4 protein-coding genes are annotated in these 24515 nt (G+C 66.8%); 1 reads left to right on the top strand and 3 read right to left on the bottom strand.

The window, feature by feature from the left end; genetic code table 11:
• Window positions 1–10: 10 nt before the first annotated feature.
• The 3 genes from IFT44_RS13855 to IFT44_RS13845 all read right to left on the bottom strand — a co-directional run bounded on the left by IFT44_RS13855 (window position 11) and on the right by IFT44_RS13845 (window position 22743).
• Window positions 11–2191 (bottom strand): type I secretion system permease/ATPase, encoded by a 2181-nt coding sequence (locus IFT44_RS13855; protein ID WP_192176067.1) that lies wholly within the window; start codon window positions 2189–2191, stop codon window positions 11–13.
• Window positions 2188–3657, bottom strand: coding sequence for a TolC family outer membrane protein (locus IFT44_RS13850; protein WP_240998694.1), 1470 nt, complete (start codon window positions 3655–3657; stop codon window positions 2188–2190). The genes IFT44_RS13855 and IFT44_RS13850 overlap by 4 nt, the downstream gene beginning before the upstream one ends.
• Window positions 3658–3792: 135 nt before the next feature.
• Window positions 3793–22743, bottom strand: coding sequence for a BapA/Bap/LapF family large adhesin (locus IFT44_RS13845; RefSeq protein WP_192176066.1), 18951 nt, complete (start codon window positions 22741–22743; stop codon window positions 3793–3795).
• Window positions 22744–23346: 603 nt separating this feature from the next.
• Between IFT44_RS13845 and IFT44_RS13840 the strand changes: the two genes are divergently transcribed.
• Complete coding sequence (locus tag IFT44_RS13840; protein WP_342214290.1) at window positions 23347–24489, top strand: M14 family metallopeptidase; 1143 nt, start codon at window positions 23347–23349, stop codon at window positions 24487–24489.
• The last annotated feature ends 26 nt before the right edge of the window (window positions 24490–24515 follow it).

The raw sequence follows: 24515 nt of genomic DNA, 5'->3' as shown, positions 1-24515 counted from the left end.
CTGCCCTCCTTCATTGAGCCGCGCCCTTGGGACGCGACAGTCTGGCGATGGCGTTTTCCTTGGTGTCGTCGATCACCACCTGACCGTTGTCGACCACGATGATCCGGTCGACCAGGGCCAGCACGCTGGTGCGATGGGTGGCAACGATGATCGTGCGGCCCTGGCCCCAGGTCGCCAGGTTCTGGATCAGCCGGCGTTCGGTGGTTTCGTCCAGCGACGCGGTGGGCTCGTCGAGCAGCAGGATGTGCGGCTGGCGGATCAGCAGACGCGACAGCAGCAGCGATTGGCGCTGACCACCCGACAGGCCGAGGCCGCCTTCGAGAATCAAGTGATCCATGCCGGTCGGGCACTGGCGCACGAAATCCAGCGCGCCGGTGATTTCCAGTGCAGCGATGATCTCCTGGTCCGATGCCTGCCCGGCACCCATGATCAGGTTCTCGCGCAGGCTGCCGTGGAACAGCCGCGAGTTCTGCGTGAGCAGGCCGATGTCGCGGCGCACGTCGGCAGGGTCGATATGGCCCAGGGCAACGCCGTCGAGGCTGATGCTGCCGCCGCTCAGGTCCACGCCACCGGCCAGGGCCTGGAGCAAGGTCGACTTGCCGGCACCGTTGCGGCCAAGCACGGCGATGCGCTCGCCCGGCGCGATGCTCAACTCGTTGACGGTCAGTGCCGGAGTGCGCGACTCCTCGCTGTACTTGAAGCTGGCGCGCTTGAGCTCGTAGCGCCCGCCGATCACCGGCAGGTGCACGCGCTGGGCGCCTTCGGGGTGATCGACCGGCAGCAGCATCAAGCGGTTGAGGCCTTCGAGGGCAACCTTGGCCTGCTGCCAGCGGGTCAGCACATGGGTCAGCTGCGACACCGGCGCCATCATCCGCGAGGCCAGAATCGAGGCGGCCACCAGGCTACCGGTGGTGAGGTCGCCGGCGATCACCATGGGCGCGCCGAACACGATGACGATGGCGAACACCGCGCTCTGCACGTTCTGCGTCCAGGCCACCAGGCCGTTGGTCAAGGTGCGCAGGCGCAGGCTGCTGTCTGCCGCCACGGCGTTGTAGTGGTTCCATTGCTGCTGGAAGCGCTGCTCGGCCTGCAGGCTCTTGATGTCGTCCATGCCCTGCACGGTTTCTACCAGCATGGCGTTGCGCAATGCTGACTCGCGCATGGATTCGTTGGCCAGCCGCGCCAGCTTGCGCTGGGCCATCAGCCCCGGCACCACCATGGCCACCAGGGCGCACAGCGGAATCAGCACCAGCGGCCCGCCGATCAGGTAGAACACCACCAGGAAGATCAGGAAGAACGGCAGGTCGGCCAGTGCCGTGGCAGTGCTGGAGGTGATCAGGTCACGCAGCGATTCGAGTTCGCGCAGCTGCGAGATGAACGAACCGGTGGACTTGGGCCGCGCCGAGTTGCGCAGGCGCATCGCGTGGCCGAAGACCAGGTCGCTGACACGCAGGTCGGCGCGCTTGCCCAGCAGGTCGGTGATCTTCATGCGCATGATGCGCATGATGAAGTCGAAGGTGATCGCCAGCAGCACGCCGCCGAACAGCACGTACAGGGTGGGCAGCGATTCGGCCGGGATCACCCGGTCGTATACCTGCATGGAGAACAACACCCCGCCCAGACCAAGGATGTTGGCCACCAGCGAGGCCAGCATGACGTGCCCGTAAGGCCTGAGGTCGCGCAGCACGATCTTGCGGAACCAATGCTCGTCGTAGGGCTTGATGTAGTCGTTGGTGCGCACGTCGCTGACCGGCCGGGCCGGACGCAGGATCACCGTGCGCAGGGCGTTGTCGAGCAGGGTCTGGCGGTCGATGCTGCTCTGCAGCCCTTGGTCACCGCTGTAGGCGATGCCGATCTGCTCGTCGTCGCCGAGCACCTGGATGATGCCGACCTGGCCGTCCTTGAGCTGCACCACCAGCGGCGTGCGCCACTGGGTCAGGGTGGTGGGGTCGTAGCGGGCGAACTTGATCGTCAGGCCGGCCTGTCGGGCCATCTGCCGCAGGACGTCCTCGACGCTGGAATCGTCGGCACGCAGCGATGCGATACGCACGTTTTCCGCCGAGCACTCCAGGCGGTAGTGACGCGCCACACCGAGGATCGCGTCGAGCCAGACCTGGTAGTCCTGGCGCGAGAAGGTTTGCGCGGGTTGTACCGATTCCGCGTCCAGGGGCAGGTTCACGGCATCGTTCATGGCAGTATCTCCACGCCTTGGATGGTGCTTTGATCGATCCGGTAGGCACTGCGCAGGGCACCAGTGCTGTACAGGCAGTCCACCTGCAGGCGGCGCAGGTCAGCTTCGGTATTGGCCAGGTCGAAGCGCGACTGGTGGATCTCCTGCTCGGCGTTGAGCAGGTCGAGCAGTGGCCGCGTGCCCAACTCCAGGTATTGCTGGCCGTACAGCTCGCGGGCTTCGGAAATGCTGCCCTGGCGCGACTGCAGCGAGCCGAGCCGGCGGTCCAGGCTGGCGGTTTGCGCCTGCGCTTCGAACAAGCCCTGACGGGCCTGCAGGCGGGCGGCATCTTCGGCCGAGTCGGCGGCAGTCAGGGCATAGGTGGCTGCGGCGGTACGCGCGGTGGTGGCACCGCCCTGGTAGAACGGCACGTCGAGGTTGATGAAGATGCCTGCCTGGGTACGGTCGATATTGGAATTGTTGCTGTTGTAGTTGCTGTCCAGGTAGTGGTTCAGAGTGGGGTCGACCGACAGCGTCGGCAGCCCATCGGCACGGGCCTGGCGAATGGCCGCCTGGGCCTCGACCCGTTGCGCGTTGGCTACCAGGATGCCGGGCAAGGCGTTCATGTCCGGTTCTGCAGCGTTGCAGGAGGCCAGCAGCGACGGCGGAAAATCGTCGTTGACGTCGAACGGCGCGGCGCGTCCTACCAGGTTGATGAGGTTGGCTCGCCAGCGGTTGTACAGCGCCTGATACTGCAGCAGGGTGGCACGCGCGCCGTCTTCTCGGGACCTGGCCTGGACCACGTCCGAACGCGTGGCGGCGCCCATGTCGCTGCGCTGACGTGCCAGCTCGGCAATGCCGGCGATGCCCTTGATCTGCTCGCGAGCGACCTGCAGCAGGCGTTGATAGCGCTGCACCTCGATGTAGGCCTGGGAGGTGTCGCGCGCCACCTGATCGATGCTCAGCAGTACTTGGGCCTGACTGCGCGCGACGCGGGCCTTGGCAACGTCGACCGCACTGTCGACCTTGCCGAAGTCGTAGAGCATCTGCTTGAGCGAGATGTTCACCGCCTGGCTGGTGCCATTGCCACCGTAGGAACTGTCGAGACCACCACGCAGCCCGCCGGTGATGCGTGGATAGTAGCCGGCACGCGCCACGTTGATGCCTTCACCCTGCTGGTACAGGGTGCCGATCGCCTCGCCGATGCTCGGATGCCATTCCACCGCCAGGCGGACGGCCTGGACCAGGCCCAACTGGGTGCCGGAGGCCGGCGCGGCCAGATCGGAATCGTCGAGCCTGGCCCCCGCCGCCGTTGCAGCGGACGCAATCGCAGGCCTGGCGACATTGCGTGGATGCGGCCGAGCGGTCTGCTCGGGACGGGTTTCCAGTCGGCTGGGGCTGATGACCTTGAGCCCGGGTTCGAGGGTGTCTGCGGCATGTGCCGGCAGGCTGTAGAGCGGTGTGATGCCCAGTGCCAGAACGGCCACCGAAATATGCGTTGCAAAAGAGGTGCACTTCAAGCCAATCCCCCACTTCCTGTTCTTGATGGCACGCCCGATTCAGGCGGCGTGCGACTTCCTGCCGCGACGCCGGGCCCGCAGGCCCGACGCTGGTAGCGGGTATCAGACGACACTGATACCGCTCTGGACCCACAGATGGTGCGAGGGGTCCTCCTGGGGAGTGTAGACGTTGTACTGCACGCCGTTGTCCGTCTGTGTGGCGCCCGGCGCCCAGGTTGCGCCGGTCATGTGCACGGTGTCGTGGCTGTCGCCCAGGATCAGTAGCTTGTCGGTGCTGGCGTCGGTGACCGACAGCAGGTCGCTCAAGCTCAAGGTCAGGTTGACCTTGCTGGACTGGTTCAGGTCGATGACCTCAATGTTGTTGATGCGTGCTGCCAGGTTGCTCAGGTCGATGTCGGCATCGCCGCCGCTCCACTTCAACGTATCGGTCCCGGCACCGCCGTCGACCGAGGCGAACGTCTGGTCGTAGATGACGATGGTGTCGTTGCCGTCGTGACCGTGCAGGGTCAGCGCCCCGCCCTGGGCGCCATCGAGCAGATCATCGCCCGAAGTGCCTTGCGGGTCGTGCCGGTCGCTGCCGGCAACGGCAGCGTGATCGGCGCTGGTGTCGTCACTGGTGAACGACGCCAGGCGCGCGAAGGTGGCCGGCGTGGCGGCGTTGTTGAGGTTGATGGTCAGGGTGGCGGTATCGCTGGCTCCGGTGGGGTGGTTGAGTTGATAGGTGAACACGTCGGTCTGGCCAATCACGGCGCTGCCCTGGTTCAAGGTCGGTGTATAGGCATAGCTGCCATCGGCATTGACCAGCAGCGCGCCATGGGCACCGGCAATGGTCACGCCATTGACTCCGGGCAGAACGAACGCCCCGGCACTCAGCACGCTGAGCGAGGTGTACGAGGAACCCAGTACATCGGCGCCCGCCCCGGTCAGCAGGTTGCCCACCGCCGTGGTGGCGCTGCCGACCACGAAGGTGCTGGTGGACGTCGCCTCCTGACGTACCGCTGCGGTGTAGCTCGATGCCACTCCCAGGCCACCGTTGGTGACGACCAGGCGGTAGGTGCCGGCAGTCTGGTCCTCGACCCGCACACCCAGGCCGGCGCTGCCGACCGCGATCAGGTTGGCGCCCGAGTAGGACCCTACCTGAACATAGGTGCCGTTGGCCTGCAGCTTGGACAGCACGAAGTTGACCGGCGACAACAGTGACAAGCCGCTGCCGGTGACCGACAAGGTCAGGTCGCTCAAAGTGTTCGGCGCCACTGTGAACGTGAACTCGCCGCGACCGCCGAGCAAGCTGCTGTCATAGCGACCGATCGTGGCCGTGTTGTCGGTGAACTGACCGACCAGGCTCAAGGCACTCGCCGCGGTGTCATTGATCGCGTCCACCAGGGTGGCATTGGCGGCCAGGTTGTTGGGGTTCCACACCTCATTGACGTTGGCGCTGTCGATGCGCACGTACAGATGGGCCGTCGAGCTCAAGCCATTGGGGTGCACCAACTGGTACTGGAAGTCCTCGACCTTGCCCACGCTGGCCACAGCCCCGCTCGGGTTGTAGGTGTACTTGCCGGTGGAATCAATGGTGAGCTGGCCGTACAGGCCCTGCACCATGGTGCCCGCACCGGCCGTTACGTAGGTGCCGTTCTTGAGTACCTGCAACACCGCACCGTTGTCCGGCCCGGTGCGGTCGGCCAGGCCGTTCACACCGGGATCGGTGATGACGTTGCCATCCAATGGCGCCGGGGTTCCGGTGAACTGGGTCAGGCTGGTGGTCACGAACTGGATCTGCGTGGTCAGGCTGTCGAGCAGCGAAACCAGACTGCTGGCGACCGTCAGGCGATAGTTGCCGGCCTGGAGCAAGCCGATGTCGGCCTGCACCTGGTTGGTACCCAGCCCGATCAGATTGAGCAACTGCGGATTGGTCGTGCTGTTGGCCAGGGTTACCCAGTTGCCGGCGGCGTTCTGCACCTCCAGAGCGAAAGCCGAAGCTGGCAGCACACCGAGCAAGGCGTTGTTGGTCACCGTGATCAACGGATCGGTCACGGTACCGGCAGCCACCGTGAAACCGAACGCCTTCACCTGGCCCAGCAGCAGGCTGACACTGGTGTTGGTGTACTCGCTGGCCACCGTGACCGGTGTGATGTTGACCGTAGCGGTTGCCAGGTTGTTGGAGGCGATCACCGGTTCGTTGACGTCGATGTCCGGTGCCACCACAGCCGCGCCGGCGCTGACATTGCCGCGCCCGTCGGTGAGCGTGACACTCAGGCGCTCGCCGTTGATCTGCGCGGCGGTCAAGGCCACGGTGAAGGTGCCATCAGCCCCCACGGTGACCGGCGCCACGTTGAGCACGACGCCGTTGGCAGCCTTGACGCTGACCGTGGCGCCCGGCTCGCCGGTCCCGCGCAGGGTCAGGCCATCGCCCGCAACTACCAGCCCGGTGGCCAGGTTCGGCGGGGTCAGGTCCGGCGCGGTGGTGGTGGCCGTCGGCGAAACGTTGGCGGCAGCATCGGCCTGGCTAACGGTCAGCACCTGGCTGTTGATCTGCGCGGTATTGAGGGTAACGCTGTAGGTGCCGTTGGCAGCGACCAGCGCCGTGCCCAGCACGCTGGCGCCACTGCGCACGGTGACGGTGGCGCCCGCCTCGCCGGTGCCCGACACCACGGTGCCGCTGGCACTGATAGTGGCGGTTGGCGCAGCCGGTGGCGTGGTGTCGGCCACACCTAGTTGGCCCGCTGCGGACACGTTGCCGGCCGCATCGGTGAGGGTCACGCGCAGCGCGCCTCCGTTGAGCTGCGGCGCAGCCAGTGTCACCGTGAACAGACCCAGCGCGTTCACCGGCCCCTCGGCCAGCAGAGCGTTGTTGGCCCCGTAGACCTTGACGGTGCTGTTGGCTTCGCCGACGCCGCTCAGGCTCACGCCGCCGACCAGCAACAGTGCGGTCGGTGCGTTCGGCGCGGTGGCATCACGGGCCGTGAGTGTGGTGATCGGCGACGTCAGCCCGGCGGCATCGGTCTGCACCACGGTCAGTTGCTGACCATTGAGCTGCGCGGCGCTGAGGCCGACGCTGAAGTTGCCGCTGGCATCGACCACGGCATTGCCCAATGCCACGCCGCCAACGCTGACGGTTACCCGCGCGCCGGCCTCACCCTGCCCGCTCACGCTGCTGCCATTGGTGGCCAGCGCGACGTTGACCAGCGCTGTCGGTGGGGTGGTGTCGAGTGCCAGGAACGGCGTGCCCGCCGACACATTGCCGGCGGCATCGGCCAGCTTGACGCTGAGCAGTTGGCCATTGAGTTGCGGGCTGCTCAACGTGACCGCGAAGGTGCCGTTGGGCAGCACGGTGGCCGTGCCGATGGCAACCCCCGCAGCGTTGTAGACCGTGGCGATGGCACCGGCTTCACCGGTGCCGCTGAGGGTCTGCCCGGCATTGCTCAGGCCGGTGATCACCGGTGCCACGGGTGCGATGATATCGGGCGCGGCGATGCTGACCGCCGTGGACACGTTCTGCGCGGCATCCACCTGCACCGCCGTCAGGGTACCGCCGTTGGCCTGGGCCACTGGCAGTACCACGGCGAAGCTGCCGTTCAAACCGACCACACCAGTGCCTACCACCACGCCGGCGGCATTGGTGACCCGCACGGTGGCGCCTACCTCGCCTCGGCCGGTAACAAGCGTACCGGTGCCGTTGACGTCCAGTGCGGTGATGGGCACTGGCGCGGTGCTGTCGACCGAGGTGTAGAAGGTCGCGATCGACGTGAGCGCGCCTTTGGTGGCGTGCAGTTCGAGCACCTGGCCGTTGGCCTGGGGTGGATTGAGCGTCACGGTAAAGGTCGTACCGATGGTGACACCGGTGCCGAGCACGGTCCCGGCGGCGTTGCGCACCACCACGGTAGTGCCCGCCTCGGTGGTGCCGGTCAGGGTCACGCCGTTGCTGGTGATGGTGCTGACCTGCGGCGCGGCCGGTGGCAGCTCCACAGGAATGTTCAACGAGGCGATAGCCGAAGGATTGCCCGCCGCATCGGTCTGGATCACGGTCAACAGCTGACCACCGAGGGCAGCCGGCAGCAACGGCACCTGGAAGTTGCCATTGACGTCGACCACCGCCGTGCCAAGCACCACAGGGGTCTGCCCGACCAGCAACCCGACAGTCACGGTCGCCCCGGCCTCGCCCTTGCCGGTGAGCACGGTGCCAGCGGCATTCACCACCAGTTGCGTGGCCAGGCTCGGTGGGGTGATATCGGGAACGGTCAAACGTGCCAGCGCGGATTTGTTGCCAGCGGCATCCTGCGCGTACACCTCCAGCGTCCCGCCATTGAGTTGTGCCAGGCTCAGCGGCACGCTGAAGGTGCCATTGGCACCGACCAGCACGTTGCCCAACGCCGCGCCCTGAGCGTTGCTCACGAACACCCTCGCGCCCGCCTCAGCCGTGCCGTTGAACAGCAGGCCGTTGGCGCTCAGGCCCAACCCTGTCGGCAGCGCCGGAGGGGTCAGGTCAGGGGCGTTGACGGTGACCCCGGCAGAGGTGTTCCCCGCAGCGTCGCGCTGGACCAGCAGCAAGGCTTCGAAGTTGGTCTGCGGGGTGCTCAGGGTCACGTTGAAGGTGCCGTCTGCGGCGACCACGGCGGTGCCCAGTGTCGCGTTGAGCGGACCGGTGACGGTCACCGTCGCGCCGGCTTCGCCACGCCCGGTGACGATACGACCGTCGGCGCTGACCGCCGTCAGGGTCAATGCCAGTGGCGCGGTGACATCCGGTACAGCAAAGTTGAACGGCAGCGAGACGTTGCCAGCCACGTCGGCCTGGGTCACGACAAGCACCTGGCCGTTGAGTTGAGGGTTAGCCAGGTTGACGGTGAAATTACCATCGACATCGGCAGTCGCCGCGCCAATCTGCACACCCAGCACGTTCTTGACCACGATGCGCGCAAGCGCTTCGCCGCTGCCGGTCAGTTGCAGGCCATTGGTCGATACCGCCAGGTTGACCAGTGCCGTCGGGGCCTGCAGGTCGCTGGCGGTGATGGTGACCACAGCCGAGGCGTTGCCGGCGGCATCGACCTGGCGGACGCTGAGCACTTCACCGTTGATCTGCGCCACGCTGAGCGTGACGCTGTAGGTGCCATCGGCGTTGACCGTGCCGGTGCCCACCGACACATTGAGGTTGTTGCGGATGATCAACTGCGCACCGGGCTCGCCGGTACCGGTGAGCAGCGTGCCAGTCGCGTTCAGCGCCAGAATGGTCGGCGCCGCCGGAGGCGTGGTGTCGCCGGCCAGCAGGCTGCCGGGGCCCGAGACATTGCCAGCCGCGTCGGTCAGCGTCACCACCAGCGACTGACCGTTGAGCTGCGCCGGCAACGTCACCTGGAAGGTACCATCGGCCGCTACGGTGGTCGCCGTGCCCAGGGTCACGCCTGCCGCGTTCTTCACCAGCACCGTGGCATTGGCTTCGCCCACGCCACTGAGCACGGTACCGCTGGCATTGAGCAGCAGTTGCGTCGGCGCAGCCGGTGGGGTCAGGTCCGGAGCGAAGATCGGGGTGCTCGCACCCACGTTGCCGGACACATCCGTCTGGGCCACGGTCAGTGGCTGGTTGTTGATCTGCGCCGGCGACAGGGTCACGACGAAGCTGTTGTCGGCTGCCACCTGGGCGCTGCCCAGGACTACCCCGGCGGCGTCGCGCACGGTCACCGTGGCGCCAGGCTCTCCCCGGCCGGTGACAGTGGCCCCGGTGGTGAGGTTGATTGCAACCTGGGTCAGCAATTCGGGTGCAGTGGTGTCCGGCGAATTGATCGTCGCGATTGGCGAGACATTGCCTGCGGCATCGGTCTGCACCAGGTTCAGAAGCTCGCCGGTGATCACCGCTGGCGTCAGAGTGACGCTGAAATTGCCCGCCGCCGATACCGGGCCGCTGCCCAGTACGGTACCGTCCAGCCGGGTCACGCTGACCACGGCACCGGGCTCGCCCTTGCCGGTCAAGAGGCTGGTCAATGCGCCGTCATTGCTGATGGCGATATTGGTCAAAGGCACCGGTGCGGTGGTGTCGCCCGCCAGAACGGCGCCCGGCACCGACACGTTGCCCGCGGCATCGGTCAGGGTCACGCCCAGGGCCTGGCCGTTGACCTGCGCCTGGCTCAACACCACCTGGAAGCTGCCATCGAGCAGGACCGTGGCGGTGCCCAGGACGACGTTCTGGGCATTGGTGACGGTAACCAGTGCACCGGGCTCACCCGTGCCGGTCAGCACCAGGCCCTGGTTGATGACCGCCAGATCGGCCGGCGCTGCGGGTGGCGTACGGTCGCCGGCAAGCGTGACGAGGGGCAGCGAAGCGTTGCCGGCCAGGTCGGTCTGCACCACGCTCAAGGCCTGGCCGTTGAGTTGTGGCGTGGCCAGGTTGGCGACGAACACCCCTGTCACTGCGACCACGGCGGTGCCCAGCACTACGTTGCCAGGGCCAGTGATCACCACGGTTGCACCAGCTTCGCCGCGCCCGGTCAGCACCGTGCCGTCGAGGCTGACCGACAGTGCGCCAAGGTTGCTGGGAGCGGTCACATCCGGCGCTGTCAGTTGCGCCGGCAGCGAGGTCAGCGCGCCGTCGGCGGCCGTGACCTGGAGGATTTCGCCATTGAGCTGGGCAGCAGAAAGCTGCACCTGGAAGACGCCGCTGCCATCGACGGTCGCGGTACCCAGGACGGTCCCTTGCAGGTTGCGCACGGTGATCAGGTTGCCGACATCACCCTGGCCCACCAACTGCAGCCCGTCGGTGCTGAGCAGCAGTGCGGTCGGTACATCCGGGCCATTGGTGTCCGGCGTGGTGACGGTGGCGACGGTCGAAACGTTGCCGGCCGGGTCGGCCTGAGTGACGCTGAGCAAGGTGCGGTCGCCGGAGATCGGATCGAGCGTCACGGTGAAATTGCCGTTGCCATCGACCGTGGCCGTGCCGACCGAAATACCGCCCACGCCGAGTACGGTGACTTGCGCGCCGATTTCGCCCTTGCCGGTCAGCAGCGCGCCGTCGGCGCTGACCACAAGGTCGGTGACCGGGTTCGGCACCGTGGTGTCGGGCGCGACCACCAGAGTGGTCGACGAGACGTTGCCCGCCGCATCGGTGGAGGTGACCAGCAAGGTCTGGCCGTTGGTCTGCGCCGCCCCCAGGACCACTTCGTAGCTGCCGTTGGGGGCGACCGTGGCGGTGCCCAGCACATTGCCCTGGGCATCGCTGACGATCACCGTGACCACGGTGCCCGCTTCCGCAACCCCCACCACTGCCCCGCCGTTGAGGTCGACGGCAGCGGTAGGTGCCACAGGCGGCGTGCTGTCCACCGCAGGCACCAAGGCCGTCGGCGAAAGGTTGCCGGCCGCGTCGGTCTGCGATACGGCGAGATTGCCGCCGCCCAGCTGCGCGACCGCGAACGGTACGGTGAAGGTGCCGGTAACGCCGATGACGACGCTGCCCAGCGCAGTACCGTCGGGCGCGAGCACGGTAACGGTGGCGCCCACTTCGCCGCGACCGGTCAGCTGAGTGCCATCGGCACTGGCCAGCAGATCGGTCAATGCGCCCGGCGCGGTCAGGTCGAGGGCCTGCACTTGCGCAGGCACCGAGACCAGCGCACCGAGGTTGGCAACCACTTCCAGCTGTTCGCCGTTGAGCTGCGGGCTCGACAGCGCGACCGTGAAAGCACCGTTGCCATCGGCCACTGCGGTGCCCAGCACCACGCCGGTGGCACTGCGTACGGTCACGGTATTGCCAGCATCGGCCAGACCGCTCAGCTGCAGGCCGTTGCCACTGAGCAGCAGCGCGCTGGGTTGGTCCGGGCCGGTGCCATCGGGTGCGGTTACGTCCACGTCGTCCGACGCGTTACCCGCGGCATCTTCTTGTAGGACGGTGAGCACGTCCCCTGGGGCGACGGGGGCAGTGAGGGTGATGAGGAAGCTGCCCGTGGCACCGACCACGCCGATACCGATCACGGTGCCGCCCGCGTCGCGCACGGTCACCTCGGCAGCCGGCTCGCCGCGGCCAGCCAGCAGATCGCCGTTCGGGCTGATCACCAGGCCGGTGACCGGCGCAGGTGGGGTGGTGTCCAGCGCGAACAACGTGGTGCTGGCGGACACATTGCCGGCGGCATCGGTGGTGGTCACCAGCAAGGTCTGGCCGTTGGCCTGCGCGGTGCCCAGGTCGACCTCGTAGCTGCCATCGGCTGCCACCGTGGCAGTGCCCAGCACATTGCCTTGAGCATCGCTGACGATGACTGTGACCCGCGTGCCGGGTTCGGCGGTGCCGGTCACCAGGGTGCCGGCAGGATTGAGCACCGCTGCGGGAGCGTCGGGCAGCGTGCTGTCGCGAGCAATCACGGTCACGGCTGTGGATGGGTTGTTGCCGCCGTCCACCTGCACGGCACTGAGCACCTGACCATTGGTCTGCGCGACGTTCAACGACACGGTAAAGGCGCCGGTGACGCCGACCGTCGCCGTGCCCAGCACGGCGTTGTCGGGGCCGCGAATGGTGACGATCGAGCCGGCCTCGCCGCGCCCCGTGACCTGGGTGCCGTCGAGGCTGACCAGCAGGTTGCTGATCAGGCCGGGCGGCGTGGTGTCGGCTACCGTGATCAGCGCAGGCAGCGATACCAGTACGCCGCTGGTGGCAATGACTTCGAGCGTTTCGCCATTGGTCTGGGCTACGTTCAGTGCGACCTGGAAATTGCCCGTGGCGTCCACCACTGCCGTGCCCAGTACCACGCCCGTCACGCTGCGCACGGTAATGGTGTTGCCGACATCGCCCTGCCCGCTGAGGGTCAGGCCATTGCCGCCCAGCAGCAGCGCAGTGGGTTGATCGGGACCGTTGACATCGGGGGCGACCACGACGGTTGCCGTCGACACGTTGCGGGCCGCATCGGTCAAGGTGACGTTGAGCACCTCGTTTTCGGTGGCGGCGCGCAGCAGCACGACGGTGAAAATGCCGTTCGGACCGACCGCTGCGGCGCCGAGCACGTCGCCGTTGACGGCGCGCACGGTGGCAGTGCTGCCGATTTCGCCCTGGCCGACCACGGTCAGACCATCGAGGCTGACACCCAGAGCAGTGGGCGCATCCGGCGCGGTGAGGTCGGCTGCGATCACGGTGATGCTGGTCGAGGTGTTGCCGGCGGCATCGGTCGACGTGACCAGCAGCGTCTGGCCGTTGGTTTGCGGGAACGCCAGGTCGACCTGGAAGGTGCCGTTGGCCGCCACCGTGGCCGTGCCCAGCACATTGCCCTGGGCATCGCTGACCACCACCGAGACCACGCTGCCGGGTTCTGCCTTGCCGATCACCGCCCCGCCCTGCGGCGTGAGCACCACATCGGTCGGCGCTGCCGGCGCCTGCAGGTCCGGTGCGTTCAGCGTGACGTTGGCGGAGAAGTTGCCGGCGGCATCGACCTGGCTGACGGTGAGCTGCTGCAGGTTCACCTGAGGATTGTTCAGCGTGATGGTGAACTGCCCGCTGGCGTTGACGTCGGCGCGGCCCAGCTCGGTGTTGCCGAGCAATACGCGAACCGAAGCACCGGCCTCGCCGCGACCGCTGACCACCAGGCCATCGGCGCTGATGAGCACTTCGCTGAGCGCGGTGGGCGGGGTAATGTCCGGCGCCTGCAGCGCAACCGGCACCGAGGCGTTGCCGGCCGCGTCGGTCTGCAGCACGTCCAGAAGCTGGCCGTTGGCCTGGGGAGGATCGAGCACCAGGCTGAACGTGCCATTGGCGGCCACCACGGCCGAGCCGAGCACGGTGCCGGCGACGCTGGTGACGGTGACGGTCGCACCGGCTTCGCCGCGCCCGGTGATCAGGCTGCCGCCGGCGTTGATGGCAGGCGCCACCACCGCCACCGGTGCAAGGGTGTCGCGGCCAACCACACTGCCCACCACGGACAGATTGCCCGCGCTGTCGCCGAGGGTGACCCTCAGGGTACCGCCGTCGATCTGCGGCGCGTCCAGGGTGATCTGGAACGTGCCGTTGGCGTTCACGGTGCCGGTACCGACCTGGACGCCCAGGGCGTTGCGCACCACCACGTTGGCACCCGCCTCGCCGGCGCCGGTCAACACTGTGCCGACATCGTTGAGCACCAGCGCGACCGGTGCTGCGGGCGCGGTCAGGTCAGGCGCGATCAGGGTCACGCCCAGCGACAGGTTGCCGGCCGCATCGGCCTGGGTCACGGTGAGCACCTGCAGGTTGGTCTGGGCCGGCACCAGGTTGATCGTGAAGGTGCCGTCCGTGGCCACCGTGGCGGTGCCGACAGACTGGTTCAGCGCGTTGCGCACGGTGACTTGCGCGCCTGCCTCGCCGTTGCCGGTAACCAGCGCGCCGTTGGCGCTGAGCTGGACGTTGGCAAGCAGGTCGGGCGCAGTGGTGTCTCCGGCAGTCAGCGACACCGGAATCGAGATACGACCAATCGCGTCACTCGCCTGCACGCTCAGCACTTCGCCGTTGCGTTGCGGGGCATCGAGCAGGATGCTGAACGTACCCAACGCATTGACCGTACCGCTGCCCAGCAGCACACCCGTGGTACTGGTGACACGAATGAGCGCCCCCGCCGAACCGGTGCCGGTCAGGATCGCGCCTTCCAGTGTCAGCAGCAGATTGGCCGGAGCGATCGGAGCACCGCCATCCGGGCCGTTGACCTGCGCCGGCAGCGAGGGGTTGCCTGCGGCATCGGTTTCGATCACGGTCAGCACGTCGCTGAGGATGGCGGGCCGGTTCAAGGTAATCAGGAAAGTGCCGCCCGCATTCACCGTGCCGGTGCCGAGCAAATCGCCGTTGGCGGCGGTGATGCGCACGGTGGCGTTGGCCTCGCCCGAGCCGCTGAGCAAGGTGCCGTCGGCGCTGACCACTAGATTGCTGACCGCTACCGGTGGGGTGATGTCGGCTGCCAGCAGGGTGGCCGGCGCCGAGGTATTGCCTGCGGCATCGGTAGCCGTGACGCGCAGGGCCTGGCCATTGGCCTGGGCAGACGCCAGGGTGATGGCGAAGGTGCCATCGCTGCCGGCAACGCCGCTGCCGATGACCTGGCCCTGGGCTCCGGTGATGCTGACGGTAGCACCTGCCTCGGTGACACCCGAAAGCAGCGTACCCGCCAGGCTCAGCGACAGCCCGGTCGGCACTGCCGGGGCGGTGATGTCGGCTGCCTGCAGGCTGAAGGTGGGCGAGACGTTGCTGGCGGCGTCGACCTGCACCAGCGACAACGTCTGACCATTGAGTTGCGGACTGCTCAAAATGACAGTGAAGCTGCCGTCCGCGGCCACTACAGTGCTGCCCAACGACACACCGGCGGCACTGCGCACGGTCACATTGGCTCCCGCCTCACCCGTACCGCTGACCAGCCGTCCGTCGTTGCTGAGCACGACGTTGAGCAGCGCGGTCGGCGCGGTGGTGTCCGGGGCGCTCAGCGGTGTGGCTGGCGAGGTGTTGCCCGCCGCATCGCTCTGCGTGACAGCCAGCAATTGGCCGGCCACCTGCGGCGTGTCCAGGCTGATCTGGAAGCGGCCGTTCGCGCCAACCACCCCACTGCCGACGATATCGCCGTTGGCATTTCTGATCTGAACGGTTGCACCGATCTCGCCGGTACCACTGAGCGACGACCCGGTGCTGTCGAGTACCAGCGCAGCGGGCGCCAAGGGAGCCAGGGTATCGCCTGCCTGCACGCTGACCACTGCCGACTCGTTGCCGGCCGGGTCGCGTTGCGACAGGGTAAGGGTCTGGCCATTGTTCTGGGCTTGATTCAGGTTGACGCTGAACAGACCATTTGCATCGACCACGCCGGTGCCCAGCACCACGCCATTGCTGGCGAACACGGTAACCGTGGCACCTGCTTCGCCACGCCCGCTGACCACCAGGCCATCGGCGCTTACCAGTGGCTGCAGCACGCTGCCGGGCAGGGTCAGGTCAGGTGCGGTCACAGTGGCCGGCACCGAACTGTTGCCCGCCCCGTCGACCTGGTTGACCTGCAAGCGTTGCGCATCTATCTGCGGCGGCGTCAGCGTCACACTGAACTGCCCGCTGATACCGACGATGGCCGTGGCAATCGTCACGCCGGCCGGGTTGAGTACGGTGACCGTGGCGCCTGCTTCGCCGCGCCCGGTGATCAGGCTGCCGTCATTGCTGATGACGACATTGGTCAGCGCCGGAGCTGTGCTGTCGATGGCGGTAAGCTGGCCGGGCAGCGAATTGAAGCCACCGCTGCTGGCCACGACATCCAGTTGTTCGCCATTGGTCTGCGCCGCGCTCAAGGTCAGCTGGAACGTGCCATCGGCATTGACCGTGGTGGTGCCCAGCACGCCAGTGGGGCCGCGCACGGTGATGGTATTGCCCGCGTCGGCAATCCCGCTCAGGCGCAGGCCGTCGGCGCTGAGCACCAGCGCGGTGGGTTGATCGGGCCCGTTGGCGTCGGGCACCGTCACGCTGGCGGGCAGCGAAACATTGTCGAAACGGTCGGTGAGCGTCACGCTCAGCACGGCGTTCTGTGCGACAGGTGTCAGGGTGACGAGAAAGCTGCCAGTCGGCCCGACGGTGCCGGTACCGATCTGCGCGCCTTGGGCATCGAACACGGTGACCGTGGCACCGACTTCGCCTTTGCCGGCCAGCAGCGTACCCGCGGGATTGACCGCAAGATCGGTGGCCTGGTTGGGCGCAGTCAAGTCGGCGGCAATGACGGTGATCGAGGTGGACACGTTGCCGGCGGCATCGGTGGAGGTCACCAGCAGCGTCTGGCCATTGGTCTGCGGCGTGTTCAGGTTGACCTGGAAAGTGCCGTTGGCGGCGACGGTCGCAGTGCCCAGCACATTGCCCTGGGCGTCGCTGACCACCACCGACACCACCGTGCCGGGCTCGGCCTGGCCAGTGACGGCCGAGCCTTGCGCGGTCAGCACGACATTGGTGGGCGCGCTCGGCGCCTGCAGGTCAGGCGCGGTCAGGTTGACGTTGGCCGACAGGTTGCCGGCGGCATCGGCCTGGGTCACGGTGAGCGACTGCAGATTGATCTGCGGCGTGCTCAGGGTGACCGAGAAGCGCCCATCGGCGCCGACCGTCGCAGTGCCCAGTTCGCCACCGGCACTGGTCAATACCCGCACGGTCGCCCCCGCTTCACCCACACCGGTGACGACCGCGCCGTTGGCGCTGATGGCAACGGTGTTCAAAGCGATGGGCGCGGTCACGTCGGCGGCGACCAGCGCCACCGGCAGCGACAGGTTGCCCGCAGCGTCCACCTGCTGCACATCGAGCACCTCGCCATTGGCTTGCGCAGGTACCAGATTGACAACGAAGCTGCCGGTTGCACCGACGACGGCGCTGCCAAGCACCGCGCCATTGGCTGCGGTCACGCTGACCGTCGCGCCCACTTCACCCTTGCCGGTCAGCAGCGTGCCCGCCACATTAAGCTGCAGGCCGGTCACCACGCCCGGTGCGGTAACGTCGGCGACAGGCAGCGCCGCCGAGGGCGAAACGTTGCCTGCCGCGTCCGTCAACATCACTTGCAAAGTGGTGCCGGTCAGCTGCGCCGTGGCCAGGGTGATCTGGAACGTGCCGTTGGCGGCCACGCTACCGTTGCCGATGATCACGCCTGCCGCATCGCGCACGGCGACTGTGGTGCCCGCCTCGCCGACACCGTTGAGCACCGTGCCCAAAGCGTTCAGGCTCAAGCCCGACGCAGCCAGCGGAGCGGTGAAGTCCGGAGCAGTCACGCTGACCGCCGCCGAGACATTGCCACCCGGATCGGTCTGGGTGGCGGTGAGTACCTGACGGTCGATCAATGCCGGGGTGAAAGCGATACTGAAGGTGCCATCGCTGCCGACCGTGCCGGTGCCGAGCAATTGGCCCTGGGCGCCGCGCACGTTGACCGTGGCACCGACCTCACCCGTACCGCTCAAGATGCTGCCGTTCGCGCTGAGCTGGACATTGTCGAGGGCATCGGGTGGCGTGGCGTCCAGCGCCGTGAGCAGGGTCGGCACCGACACGCGTACGCCGTCGCTGGCCTGCACGCTGAGCAGCTCGCCGTTGTTCTGCGCCGGCGACAGGGTCAGGCTGAACTGGCCGGAGGCATTGACCACGGCCGAGCCGAGTACTGCGCCTTGCGCATCGACGACGGTCACGGTGTTGCCGGCCAGAGCAGTACCGGTGAGCGTCACGCCATCGAGGTTGATTACCAGGTTGCCCGGGGCGACCGGCTCGCTGCCGTTCGGCCCGTTGACGGTGACGGGTGTCGATGCATTGCCGGCCGCATCGGTCTCGATCACGTTGAGGACGTCGCTCTGCTGCGCCGCACGGTTCAGGGCAATGACGAAAATACCATTGGCACCCACGGTGCCGGTGCCGATCAGGTCGCCGTTGGCGGCCCGTACGGAGACGCTGGCGCCCACTTCACCGGTGCCCGACAGCGTCAGGCCATTTGCGCTGATCGCCAGGTTGCCGACCGCAATCGGCGCAGTGGTGTCGGCGGCGACCAGGGTGCTGGCCGCCGAGTTGTTGCTGGCCGCATCGGTGGCCACGGCCTTGAGGCTCTGGCCATTGGTCTGGGCCGCGCTCAAGGTAATGCTGAAGGTGCCATTGGCTGCCACTGTGCCGGTGCCCAGCAGCGTGCCTTGTGCATTGGTGATGCGCACGGTGGCGCCCGCCTCGCCGGTACCGGTCAGCACCAGCCCGCTGGCGTCCAGCGCCAGGGCCGCCGGGGCGCCGGGCGCAGTCACATCGGCAGCGGTGACGAAGGTGGTCGGCGACACGTTGCCGCTTGGGTCGGTCTGGGCGGCGCCCAGTCGTTCGCCATTGACCTGAGCGCTGGCCAGGCCAACGCTGAAGGTGCCATCGCTGCCCACCACGGCGCTGCCAAGGACGGCGCCGTTGGCCGCGCGAACGGTGACCGTGGCCCCGCTCTCACCGGTGCCGGTCACGCTCAGCCCATCACGGCTCAGGAGCACATTAGTCAAGGCACCGGGAGCGGTGCTATCGGCAGCGGTGATCGCTACCGGCACCGAGGTCTGGCCGGCGCCGTCAGTCTGGGTGACCTCCAGCAACTGGCCGTTGGCCTGGGCCGGAGAGAGGCTGACCTGGAACGTACCGTTAGCCGCGACCACGGCATTGCCCAGCTCGACGCCGTTGGCACCGACCACGCGCACCGTGGCACCGGCCTCGCCCAGGCCGGTCAATACGGTTCCGCTGCCGTTGAGCTGCAAGGCACCGGGTGCGCCAGGCGCATCGGTGTCGGGTGCTTGCGCAAGAGCGATGGGCGAGCGGTTGCCGGCAGCGTCGCTCTGGCTGACGCTGAGGCTCTGGCCGTTGGTCTGGGCGGCGTTCAGGGTGACGCTGAACAAGCCGTCGCTGCCCACCGTTGCTGTGCCCAGCGCGACGCCGTTCGGCGCGAGCACCGTCACGGTGGCGCCGACTTCGCCGCGTCCGGTCAGGGTCAGGCCGTCGTTGCTCACGGCCAATTGCGAGAGCGCGGCCGGTGCGGTCAGGTCGGGCGCGGTCAGGTCGACGGCGGTGGCGCTGTTGCCCGATGCATCGGTCTGGCTGACCTGAAGCTGCTGGGCATTCAGTTGCGGTGGGTTCAAGGCGACGCTGAAGGTACCGTCGGTGGCGACGGTGCCGGTACCGATCACCGCACCGTTGGCGCCCCGCACGGTGACGCTGGCACCCGCTTCACCGCGACCGGTCACGGTGCTGCCATTGGCACTGATGGCGACGCCGCTCACCGGGTCAGGCGCGGTCGAATCGAGGGCGGTGATTTCGACCGGCACCGAGGCTTCGCCCAGCGCATCGGTGGCGATCACCGACAGCACTTCACCGTTGGTCTGGGATTGGGTCAGGGTAATGACGAACGTGCCGTTGGCGGCTACGGTGGCCGTGCCCAGCAGATTGCCCTGCGGGCCGAAGACGTTGACGGTGTTGCCGGCGCTGCCGGTGCCGGTCAGCTGCAGGCCGTCGCTGCTCAATGCCAGATTGCCAGGCGTGCCCGGACCAACCGCGTCGGGTGCAGTAATGAAGACCGGGGTCGAAACGTTTGCGGCGGCATCGGCTTGCACCGCGCTCAGCAGGTCGCCTTCGACGGCGGCCGGTGCCAGCGCAGTGCTGAAATTGCCATTGGCACCGACCGTGGCAGTGCCGATCACCGCGCCTGCAGCATTGCTGATGGTCACCGTGGCACCCGGCTCGCCACGCCCGGTCAGGGTCAGGCCGTCGGCGCTGATCAACAGGTTGGTGACCGCATTCGGCGCGGTGGTGTCCGGCGCGGTGAAGGGAACCGATGGCGAGCTGTTGCCGGCCGCATCCACGGCGCTCAACGTCAGTGCCTGGCCATTGGCCTGAGCGCTCGACAGGGTGACCTGGAAGGTGCCGTCGGCCGCGACCAGGGCGGTGCCCAGCACCGTGCCGGCCGCGTTTTTCACCGACACTGTGGTGCCGGCCTCGCCCACGCCCGAGAGCACGGTACCGCCCGCATTCAGCGCCAGGTTGCTCGGTGCCACCGGCGCTTCCAGATCAGGTGCGGTCAGGCCGACATTGGCCGAGGCATTGCCGGCGGCGTCCTGTTGACCGACGAGCAGCGCCTGGCCATTGGTCTGTGGCGCAGCCAGGGAAAGGTTGAAGGTGCCATCGGCCGCGACCACGCCGGTGGCCAGCACTGCCCCGTTCGCTGCCGTGACGGTGACGGTATCGCCCGGCTGGCCACGACCGCTCACCAGGCTGCCGTCAGCACTGATAGCCACTTCGCTGAGGTCCACGCCGGCGGTGATGTCCGGCGCCGTCGCCGGTACCGCAACCGAAGGATTGCCGGCGGCATCGGTCTGGCTGACGCTGAGCACTTTCCCATCGGCCTGGGCCGGGGACAGGCTGACAACGAAATTGCCAGCGGCATTGACCGTAGCAGTGCCTACCACGTTGCCCTGGGCATTGCGCACGGTCACGGTGGCGCCAGGCTCGCCGATGCCGGTCAGGGTCGTGCCATCGGCATTGAAACCAAGGTTGCCGACGGCGGCTGGCGCTGTGCTGTCGGGCGCAACGAAGGGCACCGGCACCGAGGCTTCGTTATCGAAGTCGGTGGCGATGAGCGTCAGCGTCTCGCCATTGGTCTGGGCCTGGCCAAGGGTAATCGAGAAGCTGCCATCGACGTTGACGATGGCGCTGCCCAGCAACACGCCCTGGCTGGTAAAGACACGCACGGTATCGCCGGCATTGCCGGTACCTGTCAGGGTCAGCCCGTCCTGGCTCAGGTTGAGGTTGTCCGGGGTGCCGGGGCCGATGTCATCAGGCACCAACATGCTGAACGTGGAGGTGACGTTACCGTTCTCGTCGGTCTGCGTGGCAGTGATCGGTTCATTGGGGGTGAGACGCAGGGCAAAACGGATGAAAAAGCGGCCGAACGCATTCACCACCGCGCTGCCGATGGCGTCGCCAGCGGCGTTGGTGATGGTTACGGTGTCGCCCGCCTGGCCGCGGCCGCCGCAAGAGAAACCATCGGCGCTGACGACGAAATCGGTGATCGGTTCGGACACACTGAGGTCCGGCACCTGCAATTGGCCAGGCAGCGACGCATTGCCCGCCGCGTCGGTGGCCACCACGCTGAGGGTTTCGCCGTCGATCTGAGCAGCGCTCAAGGTGATCTGGAAGATGCCGCTGGCGTCGGCCGTACCGGTGCCGAGCAGGTTACCGGCGGCGTCGCGCACCGCCACGGTAGCGCCTGCTTCGGCGCGTCCGCTGAGCACCAGACCGCTGCCGTCAATGCTCAAATTGCTCGGCGCAGACGGGGCTTCGATGTCCGGGGCCAGCACGTTGGCGGGCAACGAAACATTGCCTGAGGCGTCGGTCAGGGTAACGCCCAGGCCCTGCCCGTTGGCCTGCGCAGGACTGAGATCGACGCGGAAATTGCCGCTGGCGTCCACGGTGCCGGTAGCGATCAGGTTACCGGCCGCATCGGTGACATTGACCAGCGTGCCGGCCTCACCGCGACCGGTCAGCACGCTGCCATTGGCGCTGACGGCCAGGCCGGTCGGCGCGTTTGGAGCGGTGGTGTCGGGGGTTGGGTCAGGCGTTGGGTCAGGCGTAGGGCCAGGGGTCAGGTCAGGCGCAATCAGGCCTGCGGCGGGCGATTGGTTGCCTGCTGGGTCGGTTTGCGTGGCGCTCAAGGCTTCGCCGTTGATCTGCGGCGGGGTCAGGGTCAGGTTGAACGTGCCGTCGGCCGCTACCACGGCCGAGCCCAGGACCACGCCGGTGGCCGTGGTCAGGGTAACGGTGGCGCCGGGCTCGCCGGTACCGGTCAAGGTGCTGCCATCGGGGCTGAGCGTCAGTGCCCCGGGTGCTGCAGGCGCAGTGATATCAGGTGCGGTGATGACCACCGGGTCCGAACTGTTACCCGAGCCGTCGGTGATGATCACTTCCAGCGATTCACCATTGGCCTGGGGCGTGGGGAACGCCACCTGGAAATTGCCATCGGCACCCACGGTGCCGCTGCCTACCACGTTGCCTTGGGCATCGCGAATGATCACCGAGGCATTGCTTTCGGCGCTGCCCGAAACGCTGCTGCCATCGGCGGCGAAATTCAGCCCGGTCGGCGCGCCGGGTGCCGTCGTGTCAACGGGTGGTACCGGATCCACGGGCGGTACGGGTGCGACACCGCCACCGCCCCCACCGCCGCCGCCTCCGCCACCGACGGCCGCCGTGGTAGCGCCCACACCCACCAGGCCGAAGGCGGCGAGCAACCAGCCGGGTGTGGCGCCGCTGGCAGCCGCGCCGGCCAGCAGCAATTCGTCCACGGTCGAGGCTTCGGAGAAGGTAAAGCCGGTGAAGGGTTCGCCGTAGTTGGCCTGCCAGAGAAAACCGTCCTGGCCTTCGAAGACCAATTCACTCTGCTGCCCGGCCGCATCGACCTTGAAGAAGTCTCCGAGCGTTATCTGCTCGCCGGATTTGAGGGTGATGGTCAGATTGTTGCCGGAACGCGTGGCCGAAGCGACATCGCTGGGATCCACTGGCAGTTTGACCAGGCTGGTATCCAACAGCTTTATATTGCCCCAGGCGATTTCCGAGGTGCTTTGCGCCGACTTCGCAGCAACAACGATACTGTCCATACCTACTCCTAGCAGATTCTTGCAGTGCACTACAGGGCACTGCACAAACAACTTCACGCGTACTCGGCGCTAACCGAGGCCAGTGATTCAAGGTCTCTTCTAATGTTTGCCCCGGACGGGGCACTGCACACTGGGTCGGCTCACCCGTAACAGCCCGGCTGAACGATAAACAATTGACATCTTTCCATGACGAGCCCACCTTAAACTTTTAACTGCTTGTTTTAGATTGACTTTTAAAATCCATTCAACTTGACTAAGGCTTTATGGCGCTGCGCCATCTATGGGTTAGGCTAGTACGTGATGGCACTCAAGAGCTGACGATTTATAACAATTTTCGAATATCACATTGCTATCATTGAACAAGAGATGGACAAAATCCGTGGTGCGATATTAGTTTGCGCAACAACTAAGCATAGATAATCGATTCATCACTCATCAACGCATTGAGGCGACGCGGACATGGCGGGTGCGCAAGTGAAGTCTTCGTCACGAACCTTGCCCGAGCTGATGAAACCAACCACAGAAGTCAGCGCGCTAGTTGCGAAGTGGCCCAGCGCTCGGTGTACAGTGGGCGGTACAAGAACTCACCCACAGGACCCTACCGTGACCCGCCCAGCCCCGCTGATCAGCGCCGACTTCGATAGCGGCAACATCGAAGCCATCGACCTACGCGACCCTCTCGACATCCAACTGGCGATTCGCCCGGACCGGCAGAGCCCACACTTTCAGTGGTTTCACTTCAAGGCTGCGGAGCTCCAGGTTGGGCAACGCTACGCGTTCAGGTTGCAGAACGCTGCGCAGTCTTCCTATAACAATGCCTGGCACGGCTACCACGCGGTGGCGTCCTGCGACCAACAGACCTGGTTCCGCGTGCCCAGTACGTTCGATGGCCAGGCACTGCGGTTCGGTCTGGACGCTCAGGGCAGCGAGATGTGGTTTGCCTATTTCGAGCCCTACAGCCGGCAGCGGCACGACGCCCTGATCAATCGCGCGATCACCCAGGCGGGCCTGCAACTGCTGGCTGTCGGGCAAAGCTGCGAGGGGCGGGAAATACCGTTGCTGCGCAAGGGCGACGGTGCGCCCGGCAAGCGTCGGCTGTGGCTGATCGCCCAGCAACACCCTGGCGAACACATGGCGCAGTGGTTCATGGAGGGCGTGATTGATCGTCTGCAGGCGAATGATCCGCAGATTCAGGCCCTGCTGGCGGTGGCCGATCTGTACCTGGTGCCGAACATGAATCCCGACGGCGCCTTCCACGGCCACCTGCGCACCAATGCCCGCGGCCGCGACCTCAACCGTGCATGGCAGGACTCCAGCGCCGAGTACACCCCCGAGGTGTTCTTCGTGCAGCAGCAGATGGACAAGCACGGTGTCGACCTGTTCATCGACGCCCATGGCGATGAGGAAATCCCGTACGTGTTCACCGCGGCCTGCGAAGGCAATCCCGGCTATACGCCGCGTATCGCCCAGCTGGAACAGACCTTTCGCGACCTGCTGTGTGATCGTACGGCGGATTTCCAGGCGGTACACGGCTACACCCGCGACAAGCCGGGCGAGGCCAACATGACTCTCGCCTGCAACAGCGTCGGCGAGCGATTCGACTGCCTGTCGCTGACCCTGGAAATGCCGTTCAAGGATCACGATGCGGCTCCCGATGCGCTTACCGGCTGGAACGGCCAGCGCTCGGCGCGACTGGGCGGCGATGTGCTGAGCGTGCTGGCGCAGATGGCGCCTAACTTGCGTTGACCCCCACGTTGCTCAAGGAGCGCCCT

This window comes from Pseudomonas sp. CFBP 13710 (assembly GCF_014842235.1).
In the GTDB taxonomy this organism is placed as follows: Bacteria; Pseudomonadota; Gammaproteobacteria; order Pseudomonadales; family Pseudomonadaceae; genus Aquipseudomonas; species Aquipseudomonas baltica.
This window is presented reverse-complemented; position numbering and strand designations above follow the sequence as displayed.

What these genes read in the sequence shown, in the direction of transcription:
- IFT44_RS13845 (WP_192176066.1), bottom strand. Translation starts at nt 22,743, where the DNA reads ATGGACAGTATCGTTGTTGCTGCGAAGTCGGCGCAAAGCACCTCGGAA.
- IFT44_RS13855 (WP_192176067.1), bottom strand. Translation starts at nt 2,191, where the DNA reads ATGAACGATGCCGTGAACCTGCCCCTGGACGCGGAATCGGTACAACCC.